We start from the raw sequence: 12,294 nt of genomic DNA, 5'->3' as shown, positions 1-12,294 counted from the left end.
GGCCACACGCCTCTGTGTCGCACTCCCTGTCCGTGCCACGAATGGTGATCATGAATTGCGGAATGGGACTTTCACAAGTTAACACCCAAGGAATCGCAGGTTAAGCGCGAATTGATCTTGCAAAAGTGGTCCATAAAGGTAGGACATACCTACTCGATATGCCGCGACCGTGTCCTGGGCCACGTCGAAGTCGGAAATCGGACCGCCGGGATCGTCCCGGCAACCGGTTCACCCCGGTCCAAGGCCACCCGGCGGCCGGTGGGCGGAGACCGCGCGACCGGCAGTCGAAATCATGGCGGCCAGTGCGTGAACTCTGCGTTGCGTCGGTGAATTTGGGCCCGAATCGCCAGTACAGTCGCCGATGCCCGCCACCCCATACCGACTTCCGTGAGCCAGAATGCAGAGTCTGTCCTATAGAGATTATCGTGACACCCGCCGCTTCGCAGCGCTCGACGGGTTGCGCGCGGTCACCGTTCTGGGCCTCATCGCTCACCACTTCCAGGCCGGGAAACTCCAGCCGCTCATCGGGATCGGGAAGATCACCGTCTTCTTCGTGCTGTCCGGCTTCGTCATCACGCTGTTGCTGCTGCGCACCGAGGACAAGAGCGGTTCGATCAAACTGCGCGGCTTCTATCTGCGCCGCCAGTTCCGGCTGCTGCCGCTGTACTACACGGCGCTGGCGGTCTACTGCGTCGCCCGGTTCAGCGTCGGCGACGAATGGGACCGGCTGCGCGAGGCCCTTCCCTATTATCTGGTCTTCCTGAACGAGTACTCCCCCACCGATCCGGACATCACGTCCTTCTGGCATTCCTGGACGCTGGGTTACGAGCAGAAGTTCTATCTGGTGTGGCCGTTGATCTTCATCGCGCTGTCCCGGTTGGCCCCGAAGTCCCGGCCGTGGTGGACGCTCGGCCTCGCGGGGGCCTGCCTGGCGCTGATGCCCGTCACCGACGGCACCCCGGTGCACTACTTCTCGCTGTTCCTGGGCTGCGCGCTGGCGATGTTCATGCACACCGAGGGCACCTACAGACTCGTGCGGCCGCTGACCCACCCGGTCGCCTCGTTCGCGGTGCTGTGCGGCTTCGCGGCCCTGCACCTGTGGCTGCCGACCATCGCGCGAAACCTGGGCAGCGAACGCTACGCGTTCGTGTTCTACGCGCTCGGCGTCGCCGTCCTGATCGTCGCGATCGTCAACAGTGGAGTCGGACGCTGGGTGCTGACCCGCCCACCACTGCTGTTCATAGGAGAACGGGGGTACGCCATGTACTTGTTCCACGGCATCGCCGGTGCCGCCGTCATGGGCCTGGCCCCGCAGTGGGGCGGCAGTCCGGTGCGCTGGCTGTTGATCTGTCTGGTGACGGTGGTGTTCGCCGAGGTCGCGCACCGGCTGGTCGAACTGCCCTTCGCCGACATGGGACGCCGCTTCAACGCCTGGCTCGACCAGCGCAAGGCCGCCCGCGCCAACGCGCCGATGCCGCGTCAGCACGCCGGTGAGGCCCCGGCCCCGCAACCGGCGGAGGCGGCGTAGTGAAGAGCCTCAGTCATTCCGAGTACCGTTCCTCGTCCCGGTTTCAGGCCCTCGACGGCCTGCGGGCGGTCACCGTACTGAGCCTGGTGGGCATGCACTTCGACTTCGGGGCGCTGCAGTGGCTCATCGGCAAGGGCAAGATCACCGTCTTCTTCGTACTGTCCGGCTTCGTCATCACGCTGCTGCTGTTGCGCGACGAGGACAAGTACGGCAAGGTCCGGCTGCGCAACTTCTACGTCCGGCGCCAGTTCCGGTTGCTGCCCGCGTACTTCACGGTGCTGGCGGTGGCCGCCGTTGCCCGGTTCAACGTGCCCGACACCGGCCAGAACGACGGCAGCTGGCCCGAGATGGCCGCGATGCTGCCCTACTACGCCACCTTCACCCACGAGTGGGGGCCCGGCACCGCCGACGTCATCACCTTCGTGCACTCGTGGACGCTGTCGTACGAGCAGAAGTTCTATCTGGTGTGGCCGTTGATCTTCATGGCGCTGTCCATCTGGGCGCCGCGCTGGCGGCTGCCGGTCACGGCCCTCATCGCCGGCTCCTGTCTGGCCGTGATCCCGGTGTTCGGCGCCCGGTGGGTGCAGTACTTCGCGCTGATCCTCGGCTGTGTCCTGGGGCTGCTGCTGTACGAGGAGCGCACCTACCGCTTCATCCGGCCGCTGACGCACCCGGTGGCGGCGCTGTTCGTGGCGGCGGGTTTCCTGGTGCTGCACGTGTGGGTGGGCACCCAGGTGAAGTTCCCGCACGACCCGGTGCTGGCCTGGTACGCGATCGGCGTGTTCGTCCTGATCATCTCGATCCTCAACACCGGGGTCGTCCAATGGATACTGATGCGCCGGTTCTTCCTGTTCGTCGGTGAACGCGGCTATTCGATGTACCTGGTGCACGGGCTGGCCGGTGCCGCGGTGCTGTCGGCCGCCCCGGCCTGGGGTTCGGGCAGCATCAAGACCGCGCTCATCATCGCCGGGGTGACCATCGTGTTCGCCGACGGCCTGTACCGCTTCGTCGAGCTGCCCTCGGCGGCGGCGGGGCGCCGGTTCATCAAGTGGCTGGACGAACGCAAGGCCGCCCGGCAGCGGGCGAGGGAACCGATCGCCGCGGACACACCGATACCGGTGGAACCCGCGATGGCGGGCTCCACCGGTATGGCCTCGGACCGTTAGTCGTTGGGAGTGATCTTGCCGGTCACGATTCCCAGGGTGATCGGGTTGTCGGCGTAGGGCGAGTTCTTGTAGATCGGGTCGTCCTCGTCGGGGAAGTCCTTGACCCGGTTGCCCTCGCCCTCCAGGATCGGGCTGTTGGAGTACCGCTCGCAGATCGGGATGATCGGCAGCAGTTCGTTGAACACCTGCGCCACCTTGGTGACGTTGGCCTTCTGCTCCTTCTCGTCCAGTCCCTGCCCGGCCTTGAGGACCAGTTCCTCCAGGTCCACCTCGCCGTGCTTCTTGGACTTCACCTTCAGGTCGAAGGCGATGCCGTCGCCGCCGTTGTTCTTGGCGATCGGGGTGTTGTGGGTGAACAGGTCGGCGACGAACGCGAAGTGCGGGTGCGGGTGCTGCGAGGAGCCCCAGACGTTGATGGCCATCTGGAACTCGCCCTTGTCGATCTCCTCGAGGTACTGCTCCTCGTCGACGGGCTGCGCGGTCAGCTTGATGCCGAAGTCGGTCAGCTGGTCCACGATGGCGTCACCGCAGGCCGACCAGTCGGCGTAGGTGGAGGGCCACTTGATCTCGTAGTCCATCTTCTTGTCGCCCCTGGCCCACACGTCACCGTCCTTCTTCCAGCCCGCCTTCTCCATGAGCTCGGCGGCCTTGTCGAGGTCGTGCTCGTAGGTGTCGAAGGCGTCCTGGTCCTCCTTGGAGATCCAGTCGGGGACCATGATGTCGGAGAAGCCCGCCATGTACTTCACGGCCGGACCGGAGTCGCCCAGGGCGATACTGCCCGCGTCGGCGCGGTTGATGGCGTGCGCGATGGCGCGCCGGGTCAGCACGTCCTTGAACTCGGGCACCTCCTTGAAGTTGATGTACAGCGACGGCCCGGAGTACACCGGCGGCCGGACGATCTTGTGACCGTCGCGCTTGAACTTCTTCTCCTGGTTGGGCGCGAAACCGTGGGAGGCGTAGTCGACGGACTTGTCCTTGACCAGCGGCGTGATCTGCGGCAGTTCGCCCTCGTAGACGACGACCTTGTCGAACTTGACCTTGTCGGCGTTGAAGCCGTTCTTGTTCTTGGTCAACACCATCTGGGTCTTGGTGAAGTCCTTCTTCTCCAGTTTGAACGGACCCGAGGTCAGCAGGTTCTCCGGCCGGAACTTGGCCAGGTCGGCGCCGAGCTTCTCGCCCTCCTTGGAGGTCTGGTCCTTGCCGTCCTCGTGCAGTTTCATCGCCGCCTCGGCGAAGTCCCGGTAGGTCTTGCCCATCTTGGAGTCCTTGTTGTGGCTGGGCGCCACGTTGGTCTTGAGCATGTAGCGCTCGATGACCGAGGACGGGTTGCTCAGCTTGCCCTCGATGGTCATGTCGTCGGTGGCCTTGAGGCTGTCGAGCGACTTCCACATCGGGTTGCTGCGGATCCAGCACAACCAGTAGGTGGTCTCGAAGTCCTTGGCGGTCAGCGGCTCCCCGTCGCTCCACTTCAGACCGTCACGCACCTTGAGGGTGAAGGTGTTCTCCTTGTCGTCGAGCTCGAAGCTCTCGGCCAGGAAGTACTCCCATTCCTGCTTGTCCCACCAGTAGTAACCGCCGGGCATACAGGTCAGGTCCAGGTACATGCCCTCGACGAACACGTGCGGCACCACCGCGTACGGGGCTCCGGCGGTGTTGAAGTGGCCGTCCGGCGGGGTCTCGTAGGGGTAGCCGCCGTGGAACTCGCCTTTGCCCTGGATACCCGGGTCGGCCTTGCAGGCGGTCATGGTTCCCAGTCCGGCCGCACCCGCGGCGCCGAGACCCGCCGCCTGGAACAGCCGGCGACGGGACACGCTCGTCGACGCCACCGTGAAACTTGAGTCGGTCATGGTTCCTCCTGTGGGGAGTCGTCCTGTCGGCTGCCGAGCCGGGACAGGATCATGGAAATCACCGCGGCCAGCAGGCCGACGGCGAGGGCGATTACGGAGATGATTCGGGCGGCGGAGCCGGAGTCCGTGATGACGAGCATGAGCAGCGAACCGACGACGATGAACATCGACAGCTGCAACATCGCCCGTCCCACGAGGTTCACGACTTCGCCTCCTCCGTTTCGACCGTGAGGTCGGGATCGGGGGCGACGACGTGACAGGCCACCTCGCGGTCGTCCATGTCGATCAGCCGCGGTTCGATGGTGTCGCAGTCGCCTTGCCGGTACAGCGGACAGCGCGGGTGGAAGGTGCAGCCGGACGGCAGCGCCGTGAGGCTCGGGATGTCCACACTGCGCAGGCCGTGTTCGTGGCTCTCCCGGTGTTCGGGATCGATTTCGGGGACGGCGGCCAGAAGCGCCTTCGTGTAGGGGTGCTGCGGGTTCTCGATGACCTCGGCGGTGTCGCCGTACTCGACGACCCGGCCCAGGTACATGACCGCGATCTTGCCGCCGGTGCCGAAGTAGCGGGCGATGGCGAGGTCGTGGGTGATGAAGATGAAGCCGACGTCGAGTTCGGTGCGCAGCTTGGTCAGGGTGCGCAGCACCCCGACCCGGATCGAGACGTCCAACATGGAGGTCGCCTCGTCGGCGATGATGAGTTTCGGGTTGAGGGCCAGCGACCGGGCCACGGCGACGCGCTGCCGCTGCCCGCCCGACAGCTGGTGCGGGAACTTGGGCAGGAAGTTCTCGGCCGGGGTCAGGTCGACCTGTTCCAGCAGCCGCCCGGCCTGCTCCCAGGCGTCCTTCTTGGACTTGGCGAGGCCGTGCCGCCGCAGCGGCGCCGACAGTGCCCCGAAGATGGAGCGGATCGGGTTGAGGGACGCGTACGGGTCCTGGTGTACGAACTGGACCGCCTTGCGGAAGTCCTTCTGCCGGTCGGCGCTCATCGCCCGGGTGTCCTGGCCGTTGTACTCGACGAAGCCGTCGCTGGGTCTGGCCAGTCCGGCGGCGATGCGGGCCGTGGTGGTCTTGCCGCAGCCGGACTCGCCGACCAGGCACAGCACCTCACCGGCGCCGACCTCCAGCGACACGTCGCGCACCGCGGGCACGTCGCCGCCCTTGGTGTGGAACACCTGGGACACGCCGCGCAGCGCCATCAGGGGGGTGTCGGTCACCGTTTCGCCTCCTCGGGTTCCAGGTGCACCGTCTGCCAGCGGATGCAGGCGGCCTCGTGGTTGACGCCCCGGTCGCGTTCGGCGATCAGTTCCAGGCCGGGGTCGGTGGTCTCGCACTCGTCGATGGCGTACTCGCACCGGGCACGGAAGGTGCAGCCGGTGGGCAGGGCAGCCAGGTCCGGTGGGCTGCCGGGGATCGAGGTCGGTTCCAGTGCCGCGGCCCGTACCGGCGGCACCGCCTTGATGAGCCCGCGGGTGTAGGGGTGGCGCGGGGTCATGAAGGTGTCGCGGGTGGTCCCGGACTCGATGATGCGGCCGGCGTACATGGTCGCGACCCGGTCGGCCAGTTCGGAGGCCAGCGGCAGGTCGTGGGACACGAAGATCATCGCGAAGCCCAGTTCGGCGCGCAGTTCGTGCAGCATGTCCACGATGGCCCGCTGGGTGAGCAGGTCGAGCGCGGTGGTGGGTTCGTCGAGCACCAGCACCTGCGGTTTCAGCAGCAGGCTCAGCGCGATGAGGACGCGCTGACGCATGCCGCCCGACAGTTCGTGCGGGTAGGACGGCAGCACCCGTTTGGGTTCCAGCCGCACCGATTCCAGGGTGGCCGCGGCCCGGTCGTAGATCTCGTTCTTGGAGAACTTCTTTCCCTTGGGGGCGTGGGCCTTCATGGTGTCGGCGAACTGGTCGACGATCTTCAGCACCGGGTTGAAGGCGTTCATGGCGCCCTGGAAGACCATCGCGACCTCGCTCCAGCGCCACTGCCGCAGCCGGTCGGTGCTCAGGTCCAGGACGTCGTAGGTCTTGCCGTTCGGGTCGCGGTAGGTCACCGAGCCGCTGGGGATGCGTCCCAGTTTGGGAAGCAGCCGCATCAGCCCGAGCGCCAGTGTGGACTTGCCGCAGCCGGACTCGCCGACCAGCGCCAGCGACTGGTGCGGGTACAGGTCGAAGTCGACGCCCCGGATGGCGTTGACGGTGCGCCCGGCGCCGGTGCGGTAGTCGATGCGCAGGTCGCGGACCGACAGCAGCGGCTTGGCGGTGTCTTCGTCGTTCATTTCAGCCCTACCCTTCCGAAAGCCTCGGGTTGAAAACCTCCTCGAGGGAGCGGGTCAGCATGATCAGGCCCAGTTGCAGCAGCGCGATCAGCGCCACCGGCCCCATCATGAACATCACGCCCTCGGTCAGGGAGAACGCGTCGAAGACCCAGGCCTTGTTGATCATGATTCCCCAGTTGGCGCCAGAGAGTGGTGCCAGACCGAGGACGTAGAGACCGACCAGGGCGTAGACGGCGTCGGTGACGGCGATAATGAAGTTGATGAGCACGAATCCGGCCATGTTGGGCACGATCTCGGAGAACACGATCCGGGCGGTGCCCAGGTCGAGCAGTTTCGCGGCCTCGACGAACTCGCGTTCCTTGAGTGTCAGCACCTGGGCCCGGATCGAGCGCATCAGGATCGGCCACGACAGCGTTCCGATGAGGATCGCCACCACCGTCGGCGAGGACAGCTGGAAGAACGCGCCCAGCACCGCCAGCAGCACGATCTGCGGCACCGTCATGACGATGTCGGTGGCCTGCAACAGGATCCGGTCGACCCGGCCGCGCAGGTAGGCGGCGAGCGCCCCCAGCACCACGGCGATGGTGGTGGAGATGGCCGCGGCCAGGAAGCCGACGTACACGACCGTGCCACCGCCGGACAGCAGCTGGTCGAAGACGTCCTTACCCGCGTAGTCGGTGCCCAGCCAGTGTTCGGCGCTGGGTCCGGCCCAGGTGTTCTGGGCGTCCTGGGAGATCTTGCCGACGAACATCGGGCCGAACACGGCGATGAACACGATGAAGCCGACGATGACGAACCCGGCGACGCCGACCTTGTTGCGGGTCAGCCGGTACAGCATGCCCTGGCTGGCCACCGCGGGTTTGGGAGTCAACGCGGTCAACGCTCGACCTCCTTTCCGGACGTACGGATGCGGGGATCAAGCACTCCGTAGGTGAGGTCGGCGACCAGGTTGGAGAAGATCACCGTCATGGTGATGATCAGCAGGATGCCCTGGGTCAGCGCGTAGTCGCGGGTGTTGATGGCGTTGTAGAGGGTGATGCCGACGCCTTCGTAGTCGAAGATCAGCTCGACGAAGATCGCGCCGCCGACGACGAACCCGGCCTTGGTGGCGATCTGCGCGACCACCGGCAGTACCGCGTTGCGGCCCACGTAGCTGGATCCGATGCGACGGCCGCCGAGACCGCGGGCCCGGGCGACCATGACGTAGTCCTCGCCGAGCACCTGGGTGGTGGAGGCCTTCATCAGCAGCGCCCAGGTTCCGGCGGTGGTGATGAAGTAGGTGAAGACCGGCAGGATCGCGTGGTACAGGGCGTCGCCGAGGAACTCGGGACTGAAGGAGGGCTCCACACCGGGGGTGACGGTGCCGCGCATGTCGGCGTAGTCGAACAGGCCCAGCTGGGTGGCGCCGACGGTGACGATGATGAGCGCGACCAGATAGTTGGGGATGGCGTGCATCGTCGATCCCAGTGCCGAGGCGGTGTGGTCCAGGATTCCGCCGCGACGGTATGCCATTGCCATGCCGAGTAGCAATCCGGCGATGACCGCGAGCAGCAGCGCCAAACCGACGCTAAACAATGTCCAGGGTAGATGGTCGGCTATTTTCTCGGTGACCGGTATCTGTGACAGGGTGGTGCCGAAATCCAATCGGCATACTCCCCACAGGTAATCGAGATACTGCTGCCATATGGGGGTATTGGGATCGAAGGTGTAGAGGCTGGCGGCAGCGGCGGCGGCCGTCTCATAGTCCATGCCCTCGGCGGTGAGCTTCGATATATAGGTGCTGACCGGGTTTCCCGGCAGCAGCCGGACCATGAAGAACACTCCGGTCACGACCACCCAGACGGTGAAGACGGCGCGGCCGATGCGACGCAGTACGTAGCTGTCACGCAGCCTGAACAGCAGTCTTCCCACGGGGGTTCGGCGGAATCCGTCCAGTCTGGGCGGTCGGGCCCGTGGCGGCTGTTTGATCTTTGTCTGGGTCATCCCACCTCTCCCGGGGGCGTTCGGTGACCTGGGTCTCGTGGCCATGAACATACAAGAAGGTAAAGGGCTTTAGAAGGGGCCGAACATCACGAATCAGCAACGACCAACTGCCGTTCAGCTCGACTTTCCTTGCCAGTTAACAATTCCTCACTTAAATCCGGACATGCGAACATCTAAGTTCCTTAATAGTTTATGCGCCGCTTTATGGATTCCCCGCAACCAAAATCCGGCATCGGACGCGAATCGACGCCGTGATGATCATTATGAACAAATGGCCTGCGCGATTCCAATCAATTCGCGCAGGCCATTTGTGTGTTGCCTCAGGCCTCGCCGAGATCCTCGACGGTGAAGTTGTCGAGCACGAACTCCAGCTGGTCGTCGTTGCCCGGCAAGCGCTTGAGACCGACGAAGTAATCGCCCTCGTCACCCACCGTGAACTCCTGGACGAAGGCCGTCGGATCGGTCTTCTTGTCCATCGTGGTGACCTCCAGTTCCTTGACGCCCTCGGCGGTGTCGGCGCCCAACAGCCAGCCGTAACTGTCGGCCGTCTCGGACTCGTAGTCGAAACTCACCCGGTACTTGTGGCCCGGCTTGAACTCCACCGTGGCCGCCGAGGTCCGGTATGCCGTCTGCGCCTTGTACTCGAAGGCCTTCATGCTCCAGTCGCCGTCGATGACGTCGTCGATGACCTTTCCGTTCCAGCCCTTCTGTGTGTACGGCGCGTGCTTTTGCGACAGGTGCGAGTTGGCGTCACTGGCGTTGGCGTCCTGCCCCCGCAGGAACGGGCCCCAGCCCGCGTCCACGCTCTCGAAGTCCCAGAACACGTTGCCGTCGTCGTCCACCGGCCGTTCGGCCTCGGCGATGCGGACATCGTCGAACACCACCTCGCCGTCCCCGGCCTCGGCGTCGAGCGACAGCTTTGCTCGGCTTCCTTCTGTCACGGTGAAGAAGGTGCGCAGCCGCTGCGACTTCGTGCCGTGCTTCTCGTCGGAGTTGTTGGTGTTGACCAGGGTGGAGCGGTCGATGGTGGCCGACTCGGTCTGGCCGTCGACCTCGACGCTCAACCCCGAGGTGCGGCTGGCGCCGTCGGTGACCTCGACGTTGGCCGAGGCCGCGTAGGTGCCCGGTTCCAGCTCGCGGGTCTCCTGCGAGATCGAGGCGGCGTCCTTTCCGTCCACGATGGCCTCGTACTGGCCCAGGTCGTTGCGCTTCACCGAGGCCTTGCCGGTGACGTCCCAGTTGCGGTCGAAGTCGCCGGAGTTGAACCCCGGGTCCGACAGCGCGGTGCCCTCGCCGTACTCGGCGTCGGCGAATCCGGCGGAGTCCCCGGCGTCGACGACGTAGGGCACGCCCTTCTTCGCGTCGATGGTCACCTGGCCGTCGACGACCTTCACCGAGTCGGCCTTCTCGCGCCCGGCGTCGGTCAGCTCGTACACGTCGACCTCACCGGAGTCCGCGATCGCCGGGTCCAGCGCGAAGGTGGACTTGCCGCCCTTCGCGTTGAAGTGGTACGCCTTGGCCTCGTCCTCCTGGCCGGGCCACGGCAGCAGGTAGGCGCCGTCGGAATAGACGGTGCCGTAGTCGGTGGCGATGGTGCGCGACTCTTCCGATCCGCTGACCTTCGTGCCGTCGGCCAGGGTGATGGATTCGGTGCCCCAGTTGGTGATCGGGGCGCGCTGCAGGAACTTCGTCGGCAGGTTGAACTCGAAGATGTTGTTGAGGAACTTCGGGTAGTCGGTCTCGCCGGTCCACCCCTCGAAGTCGGACATCTTGGAACCGCCCAAAAGGTCGTGCGGCACGTAGACGTCCTTGGTGTGGTTGCCCACGAACCGCAGGATGTGCGAGTTGATGCCACGGCTGGTGTCGGGACCGTAGTCGGGGTCGTTGGCCCAGTGCGACCAGATCTGGTTCGACGGCAACCGGTGCGACCATTCGCTGGCCACCGCCAGCCCCTGCTCGTTGAGGCGGCGGGACAGGCTGTCGGCCAGCCAGCCCCGGCTGTAGTACACGTCGATGTAGACGAAGTCCAGCATGCCCCGGGTCTCCTCGTCGAGCTGACCGAACCGGTCCATGATGGCGCCGGAGGTCAGGTCGGGACGCTGGTTGATGTAGTACGACTGGTCCATCCAGGCCCAGCCCTTCTTGGAGGCGTCCACGAAGTCGTCGGAGAACGAGTTGGCCTCCGGATAGGACTCGGTGGCGTTGACGTGCACGCCGAACTCGGCGTTGTACTCGTCCCCGGCGGACAGCAGCTTGTTGAGGTCGTCCAGGCCCCCGGCGCGGCGGTTGTAGTTGCCGCCGTAGTCGGAGTGCGCGGCGTCGTGGCCCTCGGAGCCGTAGCCCTTCAGCAGTACGAACTGGCCCAGACCGTCGGTGGCCTGCGCGATCCGTTTGGTGTCGTCGAGGGTCTTGGTGAACGGGTGCGTCGCCAGCGAGGCGATGTTGAACGGGATCCTCGGCACCACCCGGTACGGGGTCTCCTCGGCGCCGACCGGGGTCGGCATCAGTTCCCGCACCGCGATACCGGCGTCCTGCCAGTCGGTCTTGTCGTCGGCGTTGCGGTCCGTCGTGATGACGATCGACGTCTTGGGCAGCGGCTCGGTGTCACCGGCCCCGGCGCCCTTGCCGCGGTAGGTCCACTCACCGCTCCACAGGCCGACCTCCATGCCGTCGTCACCGGAGCGCGCCTGGCGCAGCACCCGGCCGTTCTCGGCGGAGTCCTTGTCCTTGCCGGGCTCGTCGGTGACGGCGTTGGTCTCGATGGCCGCGGCCAGACCGTTGGCGGCGGCGAAGGTGTAGTTGGAGCCCAGCGGTTTCTCGTCGGCGGGGGTGTCGGCCGCGACCGAGTAGATCTTGTCGTCCACCTTGGACGCGTCCACCTCCAGCCGGGCCGCCGCGATCTGGTTGTCCTTGTCGGATTCGGTGACGGTGACCAGTCGGTGGCCGGGGATCGCGATGGTGTTGAGGGTGAACCCGGCCGCTTCGGCGATGTCGGTGACCGCGAAGGTCACCACGGACTCCTCGACGCTGAGCCGGGTCGTCACGACCGTGCCGCCCGCGTCGGGGAACTCCAGGGTGTAGTCGACACCGTTCGCGGCGGGTTCGCTGGTGACCGTTGGTTTGTGTTCTTTTCCGTTGAGCAGCACCGTTTCCAGGGTCTCGTCGTTGCCGCCCAGTCGGGCGCCGCTGGCCTTGTCGGTATAGGAGACGACCTGCGGGAAGTCGCCGTCCACTTCCACGGTCAGGGTGTCGGATGCGATGGTCGGGGCGTCCGCGGCCTGCGCCGGGGCGGCCGGGAAGGTCAGTGCGACGGTGGACAGTCCGGCAAGCGCCGTCATCCACCATCGGCGGGCAGGTGGCCTCACCGTTGGCTCCTTAGGGATAAGCGTTCGAATGCCTGGGGGCAGACATTTTCGCCAACGTAGCCAAGCCTTCAAACAAAAGTCAACGGTTGTGATCACCGATCGCGCATTCGCCGCAAGCGACCTGCGTATTGCTGCGAGAT

General features: G+C 65.5%; 9 protein-coding genes. 2 read left to right on the top strand and 7 right to left on the bottom strand.

The features are described 5' to 3' along the window. Positions 1-397: 397 nt before the first annotated feature. The gene (locus SNAS_RS05660; RefSeq protein ID WP_013016425.1) at positions 398-1,528 is read left to right on the top strand and encodes an acyltransferase family protein; all 1,131 of its coding nucleotides are present in this window, start codon (positions 398-400) and stop codon (positions 1,526-1,528) included. Beyond that, positions 1,528-2,694, top strand: coding sequence for an acyltransferase family protein (locus SNAS_RS05655; RefSeq protein ID WP_013016424.1), 1,167 nt, complete (start codon positions 1,528-1,530; stop codon positions 2,692-2,694). Before SNAS_RS05660 ends, SNAS_RS05655 begins: the two co-directional genes overlap by 1 nt. On the opposite strand, the gene SNAS_RS05650 is transcribed toward SNAS_RS05655, so the two are convergent. The 7 genes from SNAS_RS05650 to SNAS_RS05620 form a co-directional block, all read right to left on the bottom strand. Next, on the bottom strand, positions 2,691-4,541 hold the full coding sequence (locus SNAS_RS05650) for an ABC transporter substrate-binding protein (RefSeq protein WP_013016423.1): 1,851 nt from the start codon (positions 4,539-4,541) through the stop codon (positions 2,691-2,693). The two genes, SNAS_RS05655 and SNAS_RS05650, sit on opposite strands and share 4 nt — an antisense overlap. Further along, positions 4,538-4,744, bottom strand: coding sequence for a hypothetical protein (locus SNAS_RS05645; protein ID WP_013016422.1), 207 nt, complete (start codon positions 4,742-4,744; stop codon positions 4,538-4,540). The genes SNAS_RS05650 and SNAS_RS05645 overlap by 4 nt, the downstream gene beginning before the upstream one ends. Then, positions 4,741-5,754, bottom strand: a complete 1,014-nt coding sequence (locus tag SNAS_RS05640) for an ABC transporter ATP-binding protein (protein ID WP_013016421.1) — start codon at positions 5,752-5,754, stop codon at positions 4,741-4,743. The genes SNAS_RS05645 and SNAS_RS05640 overlap by 4 nt, the downstream gene beginning before the upstream one ends. Beyond that, positions 5,751-6,806 (bottom strand): ABC transporter ATP-binding protein, encoded by a 1,056-nt coding sequence (locus tag SNAS_RS05635; protein WP_013016420.1) that lies wholly within the window; start codon positions 6,804-6,806, stop codon positions 5,751-5,753. The genes SNAS_RS05640 and SNAS_RS05635 overlap by 4 nt, the downstream gene beginning before the upstream one ends. Before the next feature lie 7 nt (positions 6,807-6,813). Beyond that, positions 6,814-7,686 (bottom strand): ABC transporter permease, encoded by an 873-nt coding sequence (locus SNAS_RS05630; protein WP_013016419.1) that lies wholly within the window; start codon positions 7,684-7,686, stop codon positions 6,814-6,816. Next, on the bottom strand, positions 7,683-8,789 hold the full coding sequence (locus tag SNAS_RS05625) for an ABC transporter permease (protein WP_211207325.1): 1,107 nt from the start codon (positions 8,787-8,789) through the stop codon (positions 7,683-7,685). Before SNAS_RS05625 ends, SNAS_RS05630 begins: the two co-directional genes overlap by 4 nt. A gap of 320 nt (positions 8,790-9,109) precedes the next feature. Beyond that, positions 9,110-12,154 (bottom strand): endo-alpha-N-acetylgalactosaminidase family protein, encoded by a 3,045-nt coding sequence (locus SNAS_RS05620; protein WP_144300403.1) that lies wholly within the window; start codon positions 12,152-12,154, stop codon positions 9,110-9,112. Between the last annotated feature and the right edge of the window lie 140 nt (positions 12,155-12,294).

The organism is Stackebrandtia nassauensis DSM 44728 (assembly GCF_000024545.1).
Taxonomy (GTDB): domain Bacteria; phylum Actinomycetota; class Actinomycetes; order Mycobacteriales; family Micromonosporaceae; genus Stackebrandtia; species Stackebrandtia nassauensis.
This window is presented reverse-complemented; position numbering and strand designations above follow the sequence as displayed.